A 19,046-nucleotide genomic window follows, 5' to 3' on the forward strand; every position below is an offset into this window, starting at 1 on the left:
TTGAGAATAAGCACGTTTTAGCTTGAGATTCAGGTAGTGTCTATCTGAATCCACAAGGCAGCCCTCAACAGCTCATTCCTAAGACACTGAATAAGAAAGAGCACAGAACATCAGGTAGAGGCAATTTAGGAGATTTACTGTGTCTAAAAAATCCGTAGCAGTTTTAAGCGAGTCAGATTTAGCCGGAAAACGGGTATTGGTGCGAGCCGATCTGAACGTGCCCCTCGATGAAGGTGGCACCATCACGGATGATACTCGTATCCGTGCGGCGTTACCGACGATTCAAGATTTAATCAAAAAGAATGCCAAGGTGATTCTGTGCAGCCACTTAGGGCGTCCCAAAGGACAGGTGAAAGACAGTTTACGGCTGACGCCTGTTGCTAACCGTCTCTCTGAACTACTGGGTCAGACTGTAGTCAAATGTGACGACTGCATCGGGGATGCGGTTGCCGCTCAGATTGCTGGCATGGAAAATGGTCAGGTGGCGTTACTGGAAAATCTCCGCTTTCATGTGGGAGAAGAGAAGAATGACCCAGAATTTACCAAACAGTTAGCCTCGTTGGCTGATGTCTATGTCAATGATGCCTTTGGCACAGCCCACCGTGCTCATGCTTCTACGGAGGGTGTAACTCATTACCTGAAGCCTTCTGTAGCGGGATATTTGATTGAGAAAGAACTCCAGTATTTGCAAAGCGCGATCGAAAATCCCCAAAAGCCCTTAGCCGCCATTATCGGCGGTTCTAAGGTGTCGAGTAAGATTGGCGTGATTGAAACCCTGCTGGATAAGGTAGATAAGCTGCTGATTGGTGGCGGTATGATTTTTACCTTCTACAAAGCTCGTGGCTTGAGTGTGGGTAAGTCACTGGTGGAAGAGGACAAGCTAGAATTGGCAAAATCCTTGGAAGCCAAGGCCAAAGAACGCGGCGTTGCTCTTCTATTGCCCACTGATGTTGTCGTTGCCGATAATTTTGCGCCGGATGCGAATTCCCAAACCGTCAGCATTGACTCAATCCCCGATGGATGGATGGGATTGGATATTGGTCCTGACTCGGTGAAAGTGTTCCAGGATGCGTTGTCGGATTGTAAGACAGTGATCTGGAATGGCCCAATGGGTGTGTTTGAGTTTGATAAATTTGCTGTAGGAACGGAAGCGATCGCCCATACGATGGCTGACCTCACCAAACAAGGTGCAACCACAATCATTGGCGGTGGCGACTCAGTAGCAGCTGTAGAAAAAGTCGGCGTGGCTGAGCAAATGAGCCACATTTCCACAGGCGGCGGCGCTAGCTTAGAGTTGCTCGAAGGTAAGGAACTGCCAGGAATTACTGCACTGGACGACGCTTAAGTCAAAAGGGCACGGCAATGCCGTGCCCCTAACGTTTCCTAAGAAGAGTGCCTTTAGAGTTTTGACCTCAACGTTTACTTTTGCAACATTCCCACCAGCTTCTTCAGCGGTTCCCGGAACTTGGACTTGCGAATGAAGGACTTAATGACGGGAATTGAATACTTGATCTGGTTCTTCGGACTCCACCAGCCTCGATCAAAGCGGGTAAACGTTGGTGCTGGTTCTCCGTTTCTAGCGGCGATAAAGTAAGGCGGTTCGATAAACGGATCGTAGTAGTCGAGTGACATATACTCAATTACATAAGCCCAACGACTAGCGTTTGAGATATTCGGAAGTGTGCGGTGTAGGGTCATCGAAGAGAACAAAACCACATCCCCTGGCTTTGCCTCAATAAAGACAGGTTCTGAAATCTTGGTATCACAAACGAGATGGGCATCAATCATTTCATGAGGTAGGACTCCGTGTTTATGGCTACCGGGTTGTATCCATAACCCGCCATTCTCCTGCGTCATGTCTGTGATGGCGACCCAAAACTGGTAGTAAACCTCTTTCGTGGAGCTATATCCATTGTCTTGGTGCCAGGGAAATTCCTCGCCTCCTGCTCTTTTCTCAACAGCTTGATCCCACCTCACCCAGATGTTAGAGCCAATGAATTCTTTGATGAAATCGACAATCTTTTTTTGAGAAATGAAGGCTTGCAGATAGGGACTATCATAAAAGGTATTACTATGAAACTTCATATTAGTTTTACTCAAAGTCCCATCTCCATCATCTGGAGTTTGCCGCAGCACTTCGTAGAGTTCTGCGACCTCTTCTTTCGAGAAGAAGTTACGGCAAATCGTGTATCCCTGAGTCTCAAACTCTGCTTTTCTGTCAACCCTGGTTATGCTATCAACGCTGTTCATGACTTAGTCTTCTGGCTCGCTACTCAACAAGTTGATCAAGGTACAGCACTCAAAAAGTCTGGTCTTTACGTTTCCCCTATGCCGTCTTGACCGATCATTCTGGACTTCAGGGAGTACAATATCAGATTTGCAGAGAAAAAAAGTGGGCGGTTATCAAACTAAACACAAACTTCAATAAAATCAACATGATATTCATAAAGCAACTAAGGGTTATCAGCTCTGGGATGTAGCGTATTTTATTGCCAACAACCTAACGTTATAGCTTCAAAATGTGTACTTAATTTGAGTTTCACCAAACTCGAATTATTAATTTAATGAGATTGCGCCTCGAAGGTGACTTTTCCAATTAATTCTGTTCGTGAAAACTGAGTATTTTTACTTATTACAAGAGCTGAATATCCCCTAGGCTAGAGGTACAATAATCACGATAATCTTGTACCCCTAGCGTTTCCAGACGCGATCGCAACTAAATCCCTCCAGGGAATTTAGAGCCTGGACATGAGACAACTCATTTACAGAACTAAATCCGACTGTAAAGTCAGGCTTAAATCTTCTTCTGGGTTAACCACAATCACTTCAGCTTGTCGGTTTCCTCCTAGGAGTAATCCGGCGATCGCACCGAGTCCCGCACCGCCTAAAACTTCTGGCACGTTGATGCTACCAAATATTTCTGCCAGTACGGCTGAAGCAGCGGCACCAATGGCTGCTCCCTTGAGAATTTGACCGACATCAGTTCCTTTCTTAATGATTTCCCTCTCCGTAATCACCTGAGAAGTCGCACCTATAGGTAATCGTCGATTACTATTGTTAAGTGTTAGGGCTTTGGCAACAAACTGGGTTCCAGTGCTCACCGGTCGCAACTCTCCCTCGATTTTACTGCCCTCAGGGATAAGGATTGTTCCTGTATCCGTGCGAATGTCGGTGGCGACCAGCAGCGTCACTGGCGCTGTTTCATCAGGAGTTACAACGATTTTCTCAGCCTTCTCAAGCTCCACAGGAATTACAGTCCCAGCGGGAATTGTAACTCGCTCTGAGGGAAAAGTTTGTCCGACAATGTAGGGTTCTACAACAGCCGTTGCAGGAGCCGCAATCAGAGCTGGAATAGCCGCCAACGAAGTCATGCCAAATGCCATGATTAAGGCCGTTTTAGACTGCCAGCCAGAAGAGATAAACATGGAAACTACACCCCAAAGTATAAGCATTTGTCAGGCATAGACTCCTAATGGTTCGGAATGTTCCCACCCCCGTTTGTGCTAATCACACTTTTGCTTTTGTCAGAAGCCTTGACTAACGAACAGAGGCGAGTCTACATCACCGAAAGTACATATTCTCCCTCATTCACTCCATAATTAGTAGAAACATCAAAAATCAAACCTTCTGCCTCAGCACAAACATCTATCAAGAGAGGTAATTCTCCTTTTTTGTTAAAACAAATTAATTGATACAACAATTGCCCCGCTTTAATTGAACTCCCTAAAGAAACTCTGGTTTGAATCATGCCTCCAGTCGGAGCATAGTACTTTTTAATTTGATTTTTTTTCGTCAGCTTGATGGGATGAGAGTCTCTACCTGCCACGGGTAAATTTGGTAGTTCTAAAACCCCTTTTTGGGCTAGATAATTTTTGATACCAAGAACACCCTTTTTCACAGATTCCGGATTCATTTGCATTCCAGAACCCAATTCCAATGTCCATGACTCAATATCAAATTTAATTTTATTGCCTAACGCTGCTAAGTTTTTTTCCAACGCCAGCCAAGGTTTCATAAATGCCTCATCAAAAGCATCTCCATCATACTCATTCATTAAAATGCCATAATCTAGGAGAAAAGCGTTAGCACTTTCTTCGCGACTGTCGAAGCAATATAGATAATCAATGGCTTGGTTACTGGAACTATGGATATCAATTAGATAGTTAGCATCTAAACATAAAGACTGCAACTGATATCGGTAACGTTCACTGAAAGGCAAGCCACTTGGAGCTTGGATTTTTTCCAATTGTTTCTTGAAACCTAACTGGATTTTTTCTAGGTAATTTTTTCGGATAACATCCGGCTCAAAATCAACTTGAGATTTGGCAAAAGCTTCTAAATCCTCACACTCTTTTTCATAGTCCCAAAAAATCCGGTTCCAGTCTTTACCATCGTGGACATTAAAACGTCCCGTCGAAAAGACATGAGTGCGCTGATTGGTACTTAATGGATTACAGACAGGGACAAGCCAAATTTCTCCGGCAATCTGACTATCATCCAATGTCATCAAGAACTCAATTAACTGATGAATGACAGCATTCCCGACAATTTCAGCGCCGTGTAAATTGGATTGTAAATATGCCTTTTTCCCAGGTTTAGCACCAATGAACTTATAAACTTGGATATAAAGGCGATCGCCTGAAGCCAATTGCTGAATCGGAATTGTAGAGATACTTGGAATCATGAACCAAATAAGCCGTATTGAACTAAAATTTACTGACAGGAAAAATGATAAAGGATTCGCTACTTCCCCACTCTAATCTCTCTAATGATTTAAGTTCCCGGTAATGAACGCAAATGTTGCTCCAGATGAATTCGCTCAGCCAAGGCGTGAAGTAAGGGGCCATGAGTACCAAATTCAACAATGCTAACTGATCCGACTGGACATCCTAAACGAAAGCGGAAACGTCCGACATCAATTCCTAACAGACTACACAGCATAATGCGGATGGTTGCTTTGTGGGAAACAATTAAAACATTACCCGTTGGGAATCGATGTTTAATTTCCTCAATTACTTGTAACGCACGATGGGCAATTGCCACTGCTAATTCCCCACCCGTGGGTGGATACCACGCCGGATCGGCTGTCCAAAGAATGTAGTCATCGTGAAATTCGTGACTCACTGCTTCTGGTGTCTTACCTTCCCATTCACCATAGTTAATCTCTTTCAACCCCTCCCGCAATTCGGGTTTTAAACTAATCGCCTCACACAGGGGTTTAGCTGTTGCTTGGGTTCGTCCCATGGGACTACAAAAAATGGCTTCCCAAGGGGTAGAACGATAGGCATTGGCAAAAGCTTCTGCCATCTTCACTCCTTCTGGTGTAAGTTCGGGATCGCTAGAACCACAGAAGGCATTCAATCGGCTACAATCCGTTTGCCCATGACGCAACAAATAAAGCTTTAGGCTCATGGTAATCTGTCTCCAACATCTTATTTAAGGTTACAACGATATGGATAAATAGGATGTAATTTATCTAACTAAAGAAGATAGAATGAAGAGTATTATTCAAAATTCTATCCTGAGGTGTTAAGTCGCTAAACTTGCATCTTTCAGGTCTCCTAAGCTGCTAAACAAAATGAGACTTCAAATCTTATTGACTACTGTTGTATTAATTAGTGCGCTGTGTTCAGCTTGTTCCGGAAGTAAAAATTGTCTTAATAGCACATTTGCTAACATTGCCGTTTCCTATTCAATGGCTGGACAAAATGACCAAGCGTTACAAGCTGCCCAGAGAATCACTCTGTTAACTCGTAAAGCTGACGTCTTAAGTCTGATAGCTCTCCAGGCGGCGAAAGCAGGGCAGGAAAAACAGTCTGCAAATCTGTTTAATCAAGCCCTTCAAGCTGCGAATAAAATTGAACCCTCCCCTGATAAGGTGATGGCGTTAGAAGCAATCGCGTCTAGATATGGAAGAATTGGGCAAAAAGACAAAGCGGCTGAGGTTTTAGCTCAAGCTTTACAGGATACTAAGGCCATTTGGGGTACCTCATTCGTTAAAGATACAGTATTAGAGAAAATTGCCGTTAATTATGCACAATTAGGTGATTATACTCAAGGGATTCAGGTTACTAATAAAATTGTTGAGGATATCCCTAAAAGCCGAGCATTAGCTCGAATCGTTGCTTACTATGTAGCCGCAGGAGAATACGATCAAGCACGACAGATAGCTAACACGATAGAAGTTCAAACTTCTCAAGCGAATGCGCTAATAGAAATTGCTGAAAAAACCGGAGAATACCAACAAGCACTCACCGTTGCAAAAGAAATTGATGAGGAAGAGAGGGCATTATGGAAAAGTATTATCTTAGGTAAAATTACGCTACTATATTCAAAAGCTGGGCAAAATAAACAAGCGGATGAAACCTTATCGCAGGCAATTAAAGCTGCCCAAAATATCGAAGGGACTGATGCTCAACTTAATCAATTAACTCGAATCGGTTTCTTATATATAGAAATGGAAAAACAAGAGCAAGCGATTAAATTAGCATCCCAAACACTGCAAGTAGTTAATCAAATTCAGGATATTTATAAAAAAGCGGTATTGTTAGCTAATATTGCTGTTGTGTATGGGAAAGCCGGAAAGAAAGAATTGGCGGATTCGGTGTTTGCTCAAGCAATTAAGGTGGCTCGAACCCTCAACAATGAAGACAAAAAAACTCAAACTTTAGCTGAAATTTCGATTAATTATGCAAAAGTTAATCCTTACAATCAAGTGCTTCAGCTAACCCAAACTATCGGTAATGCCAAGACTCAGGCTTACGCACTGAGTAAAATAGCTAGGGATTACGAAAAAGCCGGAGATAAAGAGCAAGGCGTTCAGGCTTTAGATCAAGCGTTTCAGATTGCTCAAACGATAGAAACTACTCAAGGTAAATCCCAAAAGTTGGCGGAAATTGCAGTCCAATTGGGCAGACTTGCTCAGTATGATCGCGCGATCGCCATTGCCCAAACTCTCGATGCAACTGAGAAGGACTCTCCCAAAGCCTCAGCCTTAGCTCAGATCGCCAATTATTGTGCGAAAGCGGGACAACAGGAGAAAGCGATCGCACTTTTATCCCAAGCACTTCAAGCGGCTAACACAACCCAGTGTTCTGATTGAAGTTATCTATCTTCGCATATCCTAATCACTAATCGCTTACAGCTTGTTGCTCCAACCAAGCTACTAAATCAGCGACTTCAGAAAAATCCAACAGCGCTATTCCCAACGTTTCCAACTGTTCAGTGGATAACCTGCGAATCTGCTCAATCAGGGATGAATCAATCTCGCCTAGTCGTTGAGTAAGCTGGCGTAAAATCAAAGTCGCCTCTCCTTCCCGCCTCTCCTGCTGTACGAACCAAGCCATTAAATCAGCCACGCTGGAAAAATCCAACAGTGCTACTCCCAACTCTTCCAAGCAATCGAGGGATAACTCTCGAATCCGCTCAATCAGCAATGAATCAACCTCACCCAGCCGTCGTGTTAGCTGGCGTGTAATCAAATCCGCCTCTCCTTCCTGTTTTCCTTCCCTCCTTCCTTCTTGTCTTCCTTGTTGTAATCCCTGTTGCAAGATGTCTTGATAAATAACAGACTCGCGCATAATTTCCTCCCGAAAAAACTGGCGAATTAAATCTTTTTCAAACCGCAATCCAGCAAGAATTTCAGCACAACCCGCAATATTCTGTCGCTGCTCCCTTTCAGAAATTCTATCGACTTGTTCGGCTACCTGTGCCAGCAAGGCTTGAGGGGAGTCGGTTTGGGTTAAAGTAGCGAGGGGTAATAGCCCTGGATTAGCGAGAAATGGTGCAGAGTCTTGCTCCCACAAACGGACAACTCGATATCGATGGGATGTAGTCCGGTCTTGATATTCCTCAGTAAAGACTATCTCATCGTTAGTGGCTTGCAAAAATATCACTACCTGCTCTACATCACGCCGATATTGCCGCTTTAATCTTACTGAGTAATCGAGCATCCGGAAGGGAATGGACGGATTAGATGTAGGTAGAGTTTGAAATTCTATGTGTAAGATTTGGTTAGCTGTTTGTAGGAAGGTAACTGCGTCAGCTCGAATGGGTTCTAGAGTCAGTTCAGTTTTGAGTACCCGGATGTCTTGTGACTGAACCGAAAGCAACCAACTCACAAACTCGGCTGGATATTGTTCCGCTAAATATTTACAAGCGTTGTCGTAATTCAATCCTGGCGTTTCCTCTCACTCCTCCACAATCCGCACTTTACCTGAATCTTTCCCCTTCGCCAACTCATTATGGGGTATCTCTTAGAGTTGGTTGTCTGAACAGATGAGAAAGCGATCGTGTCCTCTCAAGATGCTCGAAACAAGCCATCGCCCTCTGTCGGTAACTAGTGCAACATGTAAATTTAGCTAATCTGAAGGTAATTAAAACCCATGCTAGGGAGCCAGTGCGATGTCAACTGAGGCGAGAACAGAACAAAAATCCATGATAATCGAGGATTGGTGGGAACCTCCGATGCCACCCACTGATTTAATTTTCGATGACGGGGAACCGATGGAGAGTAACCGCCACCGCATTGCGATGAATGTCCTGATTCGGTCAATCAATCAGGCTTTTGCTAACCGTGATGACTTTTTTACGGGAGGCAATATGTTTATTTATTACAGCAGTACTCAGGCTCGTAACCGGGACTTCAAAGGGCCTGATTTTTTTGTAGTACTAGATGTGGATGGCACAAGGGAGCGTCAAGGCTGGGTAGTATGGGAAGAAAATGGTCGTTACCCCAATGTAATAGTAGAACTGATGTCACCTTCTACAGCAGAGGCAGATATGGGAGTTAAGAAAAATATTTACGAGCAGATTTTCCGCACTCCGGATTACTATGTCTTCAATCCCTTTAACCCCGATTCTTTGCAGGGGTGGCATTTGGATGCAAATCAACAGTATCAGCCCCTTATACCTAATGAGCAAGGATGGCTGTGGTGTCAGCGATTAGGCTTATGGTTGGCAACTTGGGAGGGGACGATTGATCGAGAAACGGCGGTGTGGTTGCGGTTTTATGATCAGGCTGGCAATCTGGTTTTGTTACCTGAGGAAGCAGCAAATGCGCGAGCGGAGCGTTTAGCGGCTCGATTAAGGGAATTGGGAGAAGACCCAGATAGTATATAACTGCGGTTACGACACCAATTGGTCTAAAGAACCTATTGTCAGCAATCCGTTGAAACTACTGTCAGATAGCCTGACATTAAATCCTGATTTTTTAACAAGTGATCGCACCTTAAACCTAGGGGATTATGATGGCTGTCAAGTCAAAATCTGGGCATCCACCCCGGCTGTGTTATGGACTAGTCCACTACCACAGGTTACAGGCATTCACGTCCACATTTACAAAGGTGAAAAGAAGGTTTTAGATGATACTTTTGGACAGGTGACAGGGCTTGATGGTTCATCTCTTGACCGAGAAAAACTACTTGCTACTATGCTTGAAAAGGTTGGCTGCTAACTGTACCAGTGGGTCGATTTAAAATTCTCGTGAGTAGCCAAGGCAAAACAGGGAAGCGATAACTCCCAGGTGGTTCAAGGAGCGATCGCATTCCAAGAATGGGAATTCGCTGGAGTGATGCCCGATCTGCCAAGCCGAAAGGTTCGACTCTCGACACAATAGAATCTGCGATCGCACTTCAAAATTCCAAACCAAACGCGATGCCCACATCATCAATCTCACCACTTCAAGAATGCCGCCTCTATTCCTTGCTCTCGCCGAATTTTCCCATCATTCTCAAACCAGTCAATCACCTGCTGATGCGTCAATTCTTCAATAGCAACACCAGTATCTTTAGCAATTTGCTGCAACAACCGCAAAGATGAAATCGTTAATCGAGTTAAAAACTTCTCAGGAGAAGACAACAGCGCTTTGTCTACATCCGCTGACTCTTCTGGGGTTAAAAATTGTGTGGTTGGTTGTTGTGATTCCACCATGAATACGAATATTAAATAGTCTCAACTTTACAGAATTATAAACGCTGGCGTTTTGGCAACAGAAGAAACCCTAAAAGCCAAACTGACAGTTAACCTAAAAAAACGCTCCAGCCCCTTCTTTACTACTCCTGACTCCTTGATTTAATTAAATAACCACATTGATGCTCCCCCTGATTGAGCCAGTGCGTTCGCTCTACGGTGCAATCGGGCAACACGGCTGCAAACATTTCCAATTCATGCCCACATACACTGGGAAATGATTCGGCAACGTTGGAAATCGCACAGTTGTGTTCGGTTAAAATAACCTGAGGCTCAGCACTGTTATTTAACTTGTTCGGTTCTAGAACATGCCACTCTGCCATGTAGCCTTCACTTTTGCGGATTTCTACAAGCTTGGCAACTCGCTCTTGCACAGAACCCATGCCCACCTTGTCTCGATATTCCTTGCCTTTGCGCTCCCACTGCTTCCGTAAAATCGAGCTAACTTGGTCATGCCCCACTGTTTCCGTCAGGGTGTCCAGCAAAGAAACCGCAAATTCATCATAGCGATTGGGGAAGCGATCGCGCCCTTTCCGACTCAAGTGATAGACATGCTGGGGACGCCCCATTCCGACCTGAACCGATTTATACTCAATTAATCCTTCTGCCTCTAAATCCTTAAGATGACGCCGAATCGCTTGCGGACTAATTTCTAAAGCGTCGGCTAAATCCTGTGCCGTCGTCTGATCCTGCTTCAGTAAATACTGCAAGATGTCCTGCTTTGTAGAAGGCTGGTGAGTAGTGGTCATCGGGTTTCAGGGCGATCTGTCTAAGAGGGCTAGGGAAAAAATACAGCTTGACTTTGACAACATCCTTGTTGTTAATATATCGTACAATAGACTTAAACAACAAAGGTGTTGTTTTACTGCTCCTGTGTATTAAAACGGCATCATCAAAAGCTGGGTGCTTGTCGCCACCCACCTCCGATCCTAAGCGATTTATTTAGAACACGAGAGAACACTTAAATCTAATGACTGCCACCGTCAAAAAATTAGTCAACCAGCCTTATAAGTACGGCTTTGTCACAGATATTGAGGCCGATACGATTCCTCGTGGTCTTAATGAGGACGTAATCCGCCTAATCTCTGGCAAAAAGAACGAACCAGAGTTCATGCTGGAGTTTCGCCTCAAAGCTTATCGGCAATGGCTGAAGATGACCGAACCAACTTGGCCTCACGTCACCTATCCGCCGATTAACTACCAGGACATCATCTATTACTCGGCACCGAAACAGGCCAAGAAAAAGCTCGATAGCCTAGAAGACGTTGACCCCGCATTGCTCGAAACCTTCGAGAAGTTAGGGATTCCCTTATCTGAGCAAAAACGGTTGTCTAACGTGGCGGTAGATGCGATTTTTGATAGTGTCTCCATTGGTACTACCTTCAAAGAAAAACTCGCCAAAGAAGGCGTAATTTTCTGCTCCATCTCGGAAGCGCTGCAAGAACACCCGGAACTCGTCAAGAAGTACCTTGGTAGTGTTGTCCCTGTAGCAGACAACTACTTCGCCGCACTTAATGCCGCTGTGTTCAGTGATGGTTCCTTTGTCTTTGTTCCCAAAGGCGTCAAATGCCCGATGGAACTATCTACCTACTTCCGGATTAATAGCGGTGACACCGGACAGTTTGAGCGTACTCTAATTGTTGCCGAAGAAGGCAGCTCGGTCAGTTACTTAGAAGGCTGCACCGCGCCGATGTACGACAGCAACCAACTCCACGCCGCTGTCGTCGAACTCGTCGCCCTCGACAACGCGGACATCAAATACTCTACCGTACAGAACTGGTACGCCGGGGATGAAAACGGCAAAGGTGGCATTTACAACTTTGTCACCAAGCGAGGTTTGTGTAAGGGCGTCAACTCTAAGATTTCCTGGACGCAGGTGGAAACGGGTTCTGCTATTACTTGGAAGTACCCTAGTTGTGTGTTAGTGGGTGATAATTCCGTTGGTGAGTTTTACTCCGTAGCGCTGACGAATAACAAGCAGCAAGCTGATACCGGCACTAAGATGGTACATATCGGCAAAAACACCCGTAGCACCATTATTTCTAAGGGAATTTCTGCTGGTAACTCTAAAAATAGTTATCGGGGACAGGTGAAAATTGGCCCCAAAGCCCAAGGTGCACGGAATTATTCCCAGTGTGATTCGATGCTGATTGGGAGTACTGCCGAAGCGAATACGTTCCCCTACATTCAAGTGGAAAATAATACGGCAAAAGTAGAACATGAAGCCTCTACCGCCAAGATTGGAGAAGACCAATTATTCTACTTTGCTCAACGGGGAATTTCCGAAGAAGATGCTATTTCCATGATGGTGAGTGGCTTCTGTAAGGATGTTTTCAACAATCTGCCGATGGAGTTTGCCGCTGAAGCGGATAAGTTGTTGAGCCTGAAGTTAGAAGGTGCGGTGGGTTAATTGGATGTTGTGTACCTCTGTGTTTTTTTAACGCAGAGGAGCGCGAAGTGGAGCGCAGAGGAACGCGGAGGAGTTTTGAGGTAAGGATGATTAAGGAAAATAGTCAGATAATTTTGTCGGTTCGGGATTTAACGGCGACTGTTGATGGGAATTCGATTCTCAAGGGGTTAAATCTGGAAGTTAAGGCGGGAGAAGTTCACGCGATTATGGGGCCGAATGGCTCTGGCAAGAGTACTTTTTCTAAGGTTTTAGCCGGTCATCCTGCGTATGAGATTACGGGGGGTGAGGTGACATTTTTAGGGCAAAGTCTGCTGGAAATGGAACCGGAGGAACGGTCACTGGCTGGGGTTTTTCTCGCGTTTCAATACCCTTTGGAAATTCCAGGGGTGAGTAATTTAGATTTCTTGCGTGTGGCTTACAACGCCCGCCTCAAACATCAAGGATTAGAGGAAATTGATACTTTTGATTTTGAAGATTTAATCCAAGAAAAGCTGGAAGTTGTCAAGATGAATCCCAGCTTCCTAGAACGTAGTCTAAATGAGGGTTTCTCTGGGGGCGAGAAGAAGCGGAATGAGATTCTGCAAATGGCACTCTTGGAACCAAAATTAGCCATTTTAGATGAGACGGATTCTGGCTTGGATATCGATGCGTTGAAGATTGTGGCTGATGGGGTTAACCAACTCGCCAGTCCAGATAACGCGACTATTTTAATTACTCACTATCAGCGTCTTCTGAATTATATTGAGCCGGATTTTGTGCATGTAATGGCAGCCGGTCGTATCCTGATGACGGGAGGTAAAGAACTGGCGCTGGAACTGGAAGAGCGAGGTTATGATTGGGTTGTGGAGGAAAACGTAGCTGAGGTGGGAGCGCGATGACGGTACAAGTTTCTCCCAGTACGATTCCTAATTTAGAGGATTTGGCGGTAATCTCGACCTTGGAGGGTCAAGATGCCCATCTACTGAGCTTATTAAATCAGTGCCAAACCCTAGCAATCCAAGCGATTGAGCCGGATACAACGGCTTTATTGAAGCAATTACGCGATCGCGCGGCGCGTTGGGTGAAGACTCTCAGCCTCCCTGCTAAGCGGGATGAGGACTGGCGGTTTACGGACTTATCACCTTTATTACAGGTGAATTTTCAGACACCCGAAAGTCAGGCAGAAATAACCGAGTCTGTGGCGACTGATTTTGCCCTACCTGAAGCCTCTATTCGATTAGTCTTCGTGAATGGGGTTTATGCGCCTCACCTATCAGCGGTGACTGATTTGCCAGAGGGATTGGTTGTTAGTAATTTGGCTCAGTTACCAGTCGCTTATCGCTCAAAAGTTGGCAACTATCTCGCGCAGCAACCGGGTTCGGCAGAGGTATTTACCGCTCTGAATACGGCGAGTTTGAAAGATGCGGCAGTTGTTTGGGTAGGGAAGAATCAGCAGGTAGAAACGCCGATTCATCTACTATTTATCTCAACGGTTAGTAAGACGCCAACGGTTTCTCTCCCCCGGTGTTTGGTGGTGGCAGAGTCGGGCAGTAATTTAACCTTAGTTGAAGAGTATCGCAACTACAAATGCGGTAACGACGTACAAAAAGTGTACTTCACTAATGCGGTGACGGAAATCGTGTTAGAGGAGAATGCACAAATTAACCATACGCGGATTGATCAAGAGAGCAAAGGCGCGTTTCATATTGGGAAAAGTGCGATCGCACAATCTCGGTATAGTCGCTACATCGGCAATGCCATCACCTTCGGCTCAAAACTCTCTCGCCATCATTTAGAAGTCTTCCAGACTGGAGAGGGGACAGAAACCACCTTAAATGGTTTAGCCTTGATTGGGGGTGAACAGGTGGCGGATACCCATAGTGCGATCGTGCTCAATCATCCCAACGGTACCGCTAACCAATTGCACAAATGTATTATCGATGACCGCGCTCAGGCGATATTCAACGGTAAGGTTTTTGTGCCACAAACGGCTCAATTTACCAACGCCAGCCAGTTGAACCGCAACTTACTACTATCGTCCAAAGCTCGCGTTGATACTAAACCCCAACTGGAAATCACGGCGGATCAAGTTAAATGTGCCCACGGTGCTACCGTTAGCCAGTTAGAAGCCGATGATATTTTCTACCTGCAAAGCCGTGGCATCAATGCAGTCAATGCTCGTGAACTGTTGTTAGATGCATTTGCGGCTGAGATTATCAAGGGCATTCCTGTGGCTTCAATGCGTCAAAAGCTGACTCGATGTGTTGCCTGTCGAACATTTTAGTCGTCCGAAAAAGTGTTTGAAAAGTTGCCCTTATGCTTATTCAATCCTGTTTTAACCTCTCCCCCAACCCCTCTCCTACTCTTGAGAAGGGGGTTAGGACAAATAAGCTTAACTTTTCAAATACGTTTTAATACCAATTTCAGAAAATAATGCAATGCAACACGTATAAGATCCGCCTAAATCCTCCTTGGAAAAGGAGACTTTAAATCCTCAAGATTTTCCCCCCTTATTAAGGGGGGTTAGGGGGGATCTAATATGTAGCATCATTAAAGAAAATTAGTATAAATCATTCGTCGTTTGCCAGACTTACCCACTTCCAATCCCCAGTGCCCAAAATGACGTTCACCAAACAAAGAACTATTGCCGATGCAGTCCGTTCTGACTTCCCCATTTTGCATCAGGAAGTCAACGAAAAGCCCCTTGTGTATCTTGATAATGCGGCGACTTCGCAAAAGCCACTCGCCGTATTGGATGCCCTACGCCACTACTACGAACGGGATAATGCAAATGTCCATCGAGGTGCTCATAGCCTGAGTGTCAGAGCCACAGAGGCGTATGAGGGCGCTAGGGATAAAGTCGCTAGCTTTGTGAATGCGGCTTCGCGGCAAGAAATTGTGTTCACCCGCAATGCCAGTGAAGCGATTAATTTAGTGGCGTATAGCTGGGGATTGAATACCTTGAAACCGGGAGATGAGATTATCCTCTCGGTGATGGAACACCACAGCAACATCATTCCCTGGCAGTTGATGGCTCAGCGGACGGGTGCGGTAATTAAGTATGTGGGATTGACAAAGACACAAGAGTTTGACTTAGAGCAGTTCCAGCAGCTAATTTCGGATAAAACCCAACTGGTGAGTGTGGTTCATGTCTCGAATACCTTGGGTTGTATTAACCCAGTGGAAGAGATAATTGCGATCGCGCATCGTTACGGCGCAAAGGTACTGATCGACGCTTGTCAGAGTGTGCCCCACATGCCAATTGATGTCCAGGCAATGGACTGTGATTGGTTAGTCGCATCGGGACACAAAATGTGTGCGCCCACAGGCATTGGCTTTTTGTATGGCAAACTAGATTTGCTAGAAGCCATGCCTCCGTTTATGGGTGGCGGCGAGATGATTTCGGAAGTTTACCTCGATCACTCGACGTATGCGGAGTTACCCCATAAGTTTGAAGCCGGAACACCCGCGATTGGGGAAGCGATCGCGCTGGGTGCGGCGGTAGACTATCTCATGGGAATCGGTATGGACAAAATCCATGCTTATGAGGAAGAGTTAACCGCTTATCTCTTCGAGAAATTACGCGGCATTCCCGATCTAAAAGTATACGGCCCCCAACCTACTGCCAACGGAAAAGGTAGGGCAGCACTGGCATCATTTACAGTTGAAGGACTCGACTCTAGCGATGTGTCTGCACTGTTGGATCAAGAAGGCGTAGCGATTCGTTCCGGACATCATTGTACGCAACCCTTACATCGCATTTTAGGGGTTGCAGGTACAGCACGAGCAAGTTTGTATTTCTACAATACTCGTGAGGACATTGACGCTTTTATTAATGGGATGAAGGAGACGATGGACTTTTTCGGTAGCATTTTGGGATAAAAAGAAACTGTAGAATCTTGTTATCTTGGTAGGGTGGGCATTGCTCACTCTACTCACGCGCTTAGTCTAGCTACCGCAATGGCTGCTAAAGATATTTTTCATGAGGCTGTTAGGAAAGGTCTTGAAAAAGAGGGTTGGGTAATTACTAATGACCCCTTAAAGCTTCAGGTGGGTGGGGTTGAGATGTATGTTGACTTAGGGGCAGAAAAGATTATTGCGGCTGAGAAAGATGGGGAAAAAATAGCCGTTGAAATTAAGAGTTTTATTGGGCCGTCCAACATTTCTGAATTTCATACAGCTATCGGGCAGTTTATCAATTATCGCGTAGCTTTAGAAGAACAATATCCCGATCGCACTTTATATTTAGCTGTTCCTCTAGGAACTTATCAAACCTTTTTTTCTCTTCAGTTTATCCAAACTGTGATTCAACGCTTTGAAGTTAAGGTTATTGTTTACGATCCAGCCAATGAGGTGATTTGGCAATGGCAAACAAATTAGAGACTTACAGAGGTTATATTCAGCAAGCGTTAAAAGACTATGCGAGTCTGGGTTCACCGGATGATGAGGTTGAGACTCAACTCATTTTTGATACTGAAGGCGATCATTACCAGTTAGTTTACGCGGGTTGGAAGAATCGACGCCGGAGGTATGGGTGTGTTTTGCATCTAGATATCAAGGATGGGAAAATCTGGATACAGCATGATGGAACAGAGATTGGGATAGCCAATGAGTTAGTTAAGTTGGGTGTTCCGAAAGAAGATATTGTTTTAGCGTTTCATGAACCGTTTGTTAGACCGTATACAGGGTTTGCAGTCGGTTAAATTTGCAGAATATAAATATAAAGAGTAGACTCCCTTACGGATACCGTCCTTGAGCAATCAATACTTGACGATAGACCAAACGAGTCGGGGCATTTAGCTTCAGTAAAAAAACTGTAGCCCTACCTGTTGGTGTGATACCAAGAATGAGAGTTCCGTCTAAGCTGAAATGCTCAGACCAAGTTTGACGACGTGGGTGAAATAAAGGAACAATTTCTTTACTAAGTGGGTCAAAGGTCGCTAAGTCGGAGCCTTTGTGACGGTTACACGATAAGCAAGATAGGGCAAGATTTTCGGCTACGGTTTGACCGCCGTGTTTTTTGGCAATGATGTGATCCACTTCGTGACTATAAATCGAATCATCTTGGTGGATGAGACAATATTCACATTTTCCCTGCGATCGCTCAATTACTAACTGACGTAGGGAAGAAGGAATTGAGGGAACACTCATTTATCTGATTAAGGCATGAGCTTTGGCTTTGAGCAAAATCATCATATGCTCTAGCTGCTCGTACAGATCGAGTTCTGCTGCTTCAGTTTCCGTCAGCGTTCCTTCTCGGTTTTTATCCAGCAGAGTGTGGATACGTTCTTGAGCTTCTGCGGAAACTTTGAAGGCAACGATTGCTTGAGGGGTAGGGCCGGTGATGAGAAAGTCTAGCACTTCAGCATAGGCAGCAGGAGCATCTGTGGGGTTAGCAATAGATGAGAGCAATTCTGCTGAAGAGGTAGTGGGGAGGATGGTTCCTACTGCGTGGGTTAGCAGTTCAGGAAGGCGATCGCGAAATGGTTCTAAACGTTGAGCCAGTTCATCTGGTACTTGGATGGTAAGTTCAGCCATTGTTGTTTGTTCGTTGTCTAGAGAGCTGTAAATTAGTAGTCAGCTTGGATTGGCTATGCTCCCTCTATACTAAGCGGGTTGGGGATGCCGAAAGAGGATATTGTGTTAGCGTTTCATGAGCCTTTTGTTAGGCAGTATACAGGGTTTGCCGTTGGTTAAGTTTGCGGAGGATGCTAGAAGTCATTTTAGTAAATTATACGGATAACACTGAAGCATAAGAAAGGCTATGGTATAGATCTATCTATAGCTTTATTTTTTGTGATGAGCAATATTCATATATCAGAACGAAGCACACAACAAATCATTGAAGACCTTGATAGCGTTTGGAGAGAACTGCAAGTCTATATATTTTTCAGAGAATTAAATAATACCGATGCAAATCTGATACTAAGACAAAGTTTTACTTCTAAGCTTAAACATTTTAACCCTCGACATTCTCCGGACAGTAAAGATATCGAGTACGTAGCAAGTAGTTTATCAAGAGGTCACGCTCTTATTAAAGCTGCACTGGAATGGGAAAGTCCTTTTGCTGGTAAAGATCCTGAAAACTCAAATAGCAATAGTACAGCGCGTGGGCTTCAGTGGAGACTTGTTATGACTTATAGTGGGTTTGAAATAATTGTAAAAACATTAATGATGCATAGTAACGGGTGTGATCATGGGTTTTTAGATAATTTTATAAGGTTATGCGACCAAGAAAATAATTCCTATCCTTTTGAAAGATTAAACACGTCAAGAGTAAACATAAAAAAGTGGATTGAAAATGAAGAAAACCTGTTGCATTTTCTTAAGATTAAACATCAAATAAAAGAAAATGGAGAATATAAATATGATGACGCAAAATCAATCAAAAAATGGATAGATAATTCCGAGGAAGAAACTGTATATATAAAATCAGCAGAATCAGTAAAACTTGCAAAAGCTTTAAGAAACTGTACTGCACATGGTTCTCTATCTGCCAATAAAGTCAAAGAATGGAAAATTGAAAATACAATAAATTATTTAACACAATATCTTGCAGAGATAGGAATAGCAGCGCTAAGAAAACTAATTTAGCAAAAACAACGAAATACCAGAATCAATCTAAGTATTTTTCAGGATCATCTGCTGTGCCTCAAAACCTACCAAACATTTGAGGACGGTAAACAGC

21 protein-coding genes and 1 pseudogene are annotated in these 19,046 nt (G+C 44.4%); 12 read left to right on the plus strand and 10 right to left on the minus strand.

Annotation, left to right across the window (positions count from 1 at the left end):
* The first annotated feature begins 139 nt into the window (after positions 1-139).
* Positions 140-1,345, plus strand: coding sequence for a phosphoglycerate kinase (locus MIC7113_RS21045; protein WP_015184203.1), 1,206 nt, complete (start codon positions 140-142; stop codon positions 1,343-1,345).
* 74 nt (positions 1,346-1,419) lie between these two features.
* Here the strand turns inward: MIC7113_RS21045 and MIC7113_RS21050 are convergent, their stop codons facing one another.
* The 4 genes from MIC7113_RS21050 to MIC7113_RS21065 all read right to left on the minus strand — a co-directional run bounded on the left by MIC7113_RS21050 (position 1,420) and on the right by MIC7113_RS21065 (position 5,412).
* Complete coding sequence (locus MIC7113_RS21050; protein ID WP_015184204.1) at positions 1,420-2,250, minus strand: phytanoyl-CoA dioxygenase family protein; 831 nt, start codon at positions 2,248-2,250, stop codon at positions 1,420-1,422.
* 512 nt (positions 2,251-2,762) lie between these two features.
* On the minus strand, positions 2,763-3,452 hold the full coding sequence (locus MIC7113_RS21055; RefSeq protein ID WP_015184205.1) for a hypothetical protein: 690 nt from the start codon (positions 3,450-3,452) through the stop codon (positions 2,763-2,765).
* Positions 3,453-3,556: 104 nt separating this feature from the next.
* Positions 3,557-4,684, minus strand: coding sequence for a succinylglutamate desuccinylase/aspartoacylase family protein (locus MIC7113_RS21060; protein WP_015184206.1), 1,128 nt, complete (start codon positions 4,682-4,684; stop codon positions 3,557-3,559).
* An 89-nt stretch (positions 4,685-4,773) separates the two neighbouring features.
* Entirely contained in the window at positions 4,774-5,412 is a 639-nt protein-coding gene (locus tag MIC7113_RS21065) for a histidine phosphatase family protein (RefSeq protein ID WP_015184207.1), read from the minus strand.
* A 166-nt stretch (positions 5,413-5,578) separates the two neighbouring features.
* On the opposite strand from MIC7113_RS21065, the gene MIC7113_RS21070 reads away from it, so the two are divergent.
* Positions 5,579-7,102: a tetratricopeptide repeat protein gene (locus tag MIC7113_RS21070; RefSeq protein WP_041780157.1), complete on the plus strand. Its 1,524-nt coding sequence runs from the start codon at positions 5,579-5,581 to the stop codon at positions 7,100-7,102.
* Between the two features lie 28 nt (positions 7,103-7,130).
* On the opposite strand, the gene MIC7113_RS21075 is transcribed toward MIC7113_RS21070, so the two are convergent.
* Complete coding sequence (locus MIC7113_RS21075; protein WP_015184210.1) at positions 7,131-8,174, minus strand: DUF4351 domain-containing protein; 1,044 nt, start codon at positions 8,172-8,174, stop codon at positions 7,131-7,133.
* 229 nt (positions 8,175-8,403) lie between these two features.
* On the opposite strand from MIC7113_RS21075, the gene MIC7113_RS21080 reads away from it, so the two are divergent.
* On the plus strand, positions 8,404-9,120 hold the full coding sequence (locus MIC7113_RS21080; protein ID WP_015184211.1) for a Uma2 family endonuclease: 717 nt from the start codon (positions 8,404-8,406) through the stop codon (positions 9,118-9,120).
* A 49-nt stretch (positions 9,121-9,169) separates the two neighbouring features.
* Positions 9,170-9,454: a hypothetical protein gene (locus MIC7113_RS21085; RefSeq protein WP_015184212.1), complete on the plus strand. Its 285-nt coding sequence runs from the start codon at positions 9,170-9,172 to the stop codon at positions 9,452-9,454.
* Positions 9,455-9,472: 18 nt separating this feature from the next.
* On the opposite strand, the gene MIC7113_RS36725 is transcribed toward MIC7113_RS21085, so the two are convergent.
* The 3 genes from MIC7113_RS36725 to sufR all read right to left on the minus strand — a co-directional run bounded on the left by MIC7113_RS36725 (position 9,473) and on the right by sufR (position 10,718).
* Positions 9,473-9,667 carry a hypothetical protein gene (locus tag MIC7113_RS36725; protein WP_155898067.1) on the minus strand — a complete coding sequence of 65 codons (195 nt, stop codon included), beginning with the start codon at positions 9,665-9,667 and terminating at the stop codon, positions 9,473-9,475.
* Between the two features lie 5 nt (positions 9,668-9,672).
* Complete coding sequence (locus tag MIC7113_RS21090) at positions 9,673-9,930, minus strand: hypothetical protein (protein WP_015184213.1); 258 nt, start codon at positions 9,928-9,930, stop codon at positions 9,673-9,675.
* Between the two features lie 122 nt (positions 9,931-10,052).
* Positions 10,053-10,718, minus strand: coding sequence for an iron-sulfur cluster biosynthesis transcriptional regulator SufR (sufR, locus tag MIC7113_RS21095; RefSeq protein ID WP_015184214.1), 666 nt, complete (start codon positions 10,716-10,718; stop codon positions 10,053-10,055).
* 221 nt (positions 10,719-10,939) lie between these two features.
* Between sufR and sufB the strand changes: the two genes are divergently transcribed.
* From sufB to MIC7113_RS21125, 6 genes are all read left to right on the plus strand, one after another.
* On the plus strand, positions 10,940-12,379 hold the full coding sequence (gene sufB / locus MIC7113_RS21100; protein WP_015184215.1) for a Fe-S cluster assembly protein SufB: 1,440 nt from the start codon (positions 10,940-10,942) through the stop codon (positions 12,377-12,379).
* A gap of 86 nt (positions 12,380-12,465) precedes the next feature.
* Positions 12,466-13,257: a Fe-S cluster assembly ATPase SufC gene (sufC, locus tag MIC7113_RS21105; RefSeq protein WP_041780158.1), complete on the plus strand. Its 792-nt coding sequence runs from the start codon at positions 12,466-12,468 to the stop codon at positions 13,255-13,257.
* Positions 13,254-14,642, plus strand: coding sequence for a Fe-S cluster assembly protein SufD (gene sufD, locus MIC7113_RS21110; protein ID WP_015184217.1), 1,389 nt, complete (start codon positions 13,254-13,256; stop codon positions 14,640-14,642). Before sufC ends, sufD begins: the two co-directional genes overlap by 4 nt.
* 335 nt (positions 14,643-14,977) lie before the next feature.
* Positions 14,978-16,240 carry a SufS family cysteine desulfurase gene (locus MIC7113_RS21115; RefSeq protein WP_015184218.1) on the plus strand — a complete coding sequence of 421 codons (1,263 nt, stop codon included), beginning with the start codon at positions 14,978-14,980 and terminating at the stop codon, positions 16,238-16,240.
* Between the two features lie 78 nt (positions 16,241-16,318).
* The gene (locus MIC7113_RS21120; protein ID WP_015184219.1) at positions 16,319-16,738 is read left to right on the plus strand and encodes a XisH family protein; all 420 of its coding nucleotides are present in this window, start codon (positions 16,319-16,321) and stop codon (positions 16,736-16,738) included.
* Positions 16,723-17,061, plus strand: a complete 339-nt coding sequence (locus tag MIC7113_RS21125) for a XisI protein (protein ID WP_015184220.1) — start codon at positions 16,723-16,725, stop codon at positions 17,059-17,061. Before MIC7113_RS21120 ends, MIC7113_RS21125 begins: the two co-directional genes overlap by 16 nt.
* A gap of 34 nt (positions 17,062-17,095) precedes the next feature.
* On the opposite strand, the gene MIC7113_RS21130 is transcribed toward MIC7113_RS21125, so the two are convergent.
* Entirely contained in the window at positions 17,096-17,509 is a 414-nt protein-coding gene (locus MIC7113_RS21130) for an HNH endonuclease (protein WP_015184221.1), read from the minus strand.
* Positions 17,510-17,896 (minus strand): hypothetical protein, encoded by a 387-nt coding sequence (locus MIC7113_RS21135; RefSeq protein ID WP_015184222.1) that lies wholly within the window; start codon positions 17,894-17,896, stop codon positions 17,510-17,512. It lies immediately after the preceding gene.
* Between the two features lie 69 nt (positions 17,897-17,965).
* Between MIC7113_RS21135 and MIC7113_RS34930 the strand changes: the two are divergent.
* Both MIC7113_RS34930 and MIC7113_RS21140 read left to right on the plus strand, forming a co-directional pair.
* Positions 17,966-18,055 (plus strand): annotated as a pseudogene (locus tag MIC7113_RS34930) (element excision factor XisI family protein); the annotation flags it as partial.
* A gap of 102 nt (positions 18,056-18,157) precedes the next feature.
* Entirely contained in the window at positions 18,158-18,952 is a 795-nt protein-coding gene (locus tag MIC7113_RS21140; RefSeq protein ID WP_015184223.1) for a hypothetical protein, read from the plus strand.
* The last annotated feature ends 94 nt before the right edge of the window (positions 18,953-19,046 follow it).

The organism is Allocoleopsis franciscana PCC 7113 (genome assembly GCF_000317515.1).
Classification (GTDB): domain Bacteria; phylum Cyanobacteriota; class Cyanobacteriia; order Cyanobacteriales; family Coleofasciculaceae; genus Allocoleopsis; species Allocoleopsis franciscana.

Bases quoted from the DNA above. Each gene is read 5' to 3' on its own strand.
- MIC7113_RS21050 (WP_015184204.1), bottom strand. From the start codon at position 2,250: ATGAACAGCGTTGATAGCATAACCAGGGTTGACAGAAAAGCAGAGTTT.
- MIC7113_RS21055 (WP_015184205.1), bottom strand. From the start codon at position 3,452: ATGCTTATACTTTGGGGTGTAGTTTCCATGTTTATCTCTTCTGGCTGG.
- MIC7113_RS21060 (WP_015184206.1), bottom strand. From the start codon at position 4,684: ATGATTCCAAGTATCTCTACAATTCCGATTCAGCAATTGGCTTCAGGC.
- MIC7113_RS21065 (WP_015184207.1), bottom strand. From the start codon at position 5,412: ATGAGCCTAAAGCTTTATTTGTTGCGTCATGGGCAAACGGATTGTAGC.
- MIC7113_RS21070 (WP_041780157.1), top strand. From the start codon at position 5,579: ATGAGACTTCAAATCTTATTGACTACTGTTGTATTAATTAGTGCGCTG.
- MIC7113_RS21080 (WP_015184211.1), top strand. From the start codon at position 8,404: ATGTCAACTGAGGCGAGAACAGAACAAAAATCCATGATAATCGAGGAT.
- MIC7113_RS36725 (WP_155898067.1), bottom strand. From the start codon at position 9,667: ATGATGTGGGCATCGCGTTTGGTTTGGAATTTTGAAGTGCGATCGCAG.
- MIC7113_RS21090 (WP_015184213.1), bottom strand. From the start codon at position 9,930: ATGGTGGAATCACAACAACCAACCACACAATTTTTAACCCCAGAAGAG.
- sufR (WP_015184214.1), bottom strand. From the start codon at position 10,718: ATGACCACTACTCACCAGCCTTCTACAAAGCAGGACATCTTGCAGTAT.
- sufB (WP_015184215.1), top strand. From the start codon at position 10,940: ATGACTGCCACCGTCAAAAAATTAGTCAACCAGCCTTATAAGTACGGC.
- sufC (WP_041780158.1), top strand. From the start codon at position 12,466: ATGATTAAGGAAAATAGTCAGATAATTTTGTCGGTTCGGGATTTAACG.
- sufD (WP_015184217.1), top strand. From the start codon at position 13,254: ATGACGGTACAAGTTTCTCCCAGTACGATTCCTAATTTAGAGGATTTG.
- MIC7113_RS21115 (WP_015184218.1), top strand. From the start codon at position 14,978: ATGACGTTCACCAAACAAAGAACTATTGCCGATGCAGTCCGTTCTGAC.
- MIC7113_RS21120 (WP_015184219.1), top strand. From the start codon at position 16,319: ATGGCTGCTAAAGATATTTTTCATGAGGCTGTTAGGAAAGGTCTTGAA.
- MIC7113_RS21125 (WP_015184220.1), top strand. From the start codon at position 16,723: ATGGCAAACAAATTAGAGACTTACAGAGGTTATATTCAGCAAGCGTTA.
- MIC7113_RS21130 (WP_015184221.1), bottom strand. From the start codon at position 17,509: ATGAGTGTTCCCTCAATTCCTTCTTCCCTACGTCAGTTAGTAATTGAG.
- MIC7113_RS21135 (WP_015184222.1), bottom strand. From the start codon at position 17,896: ATGGCTGAACTTACCATCCAAGTACCAGATGAACTGGCTCAACGTTTA.
- MIC7113_RS21140 (WP_015184223.1), top strand. From the start codon at position 18,158: ATGAGCAATATTCATATATCAGAACGAAGCACACAACAAATCATTGAA.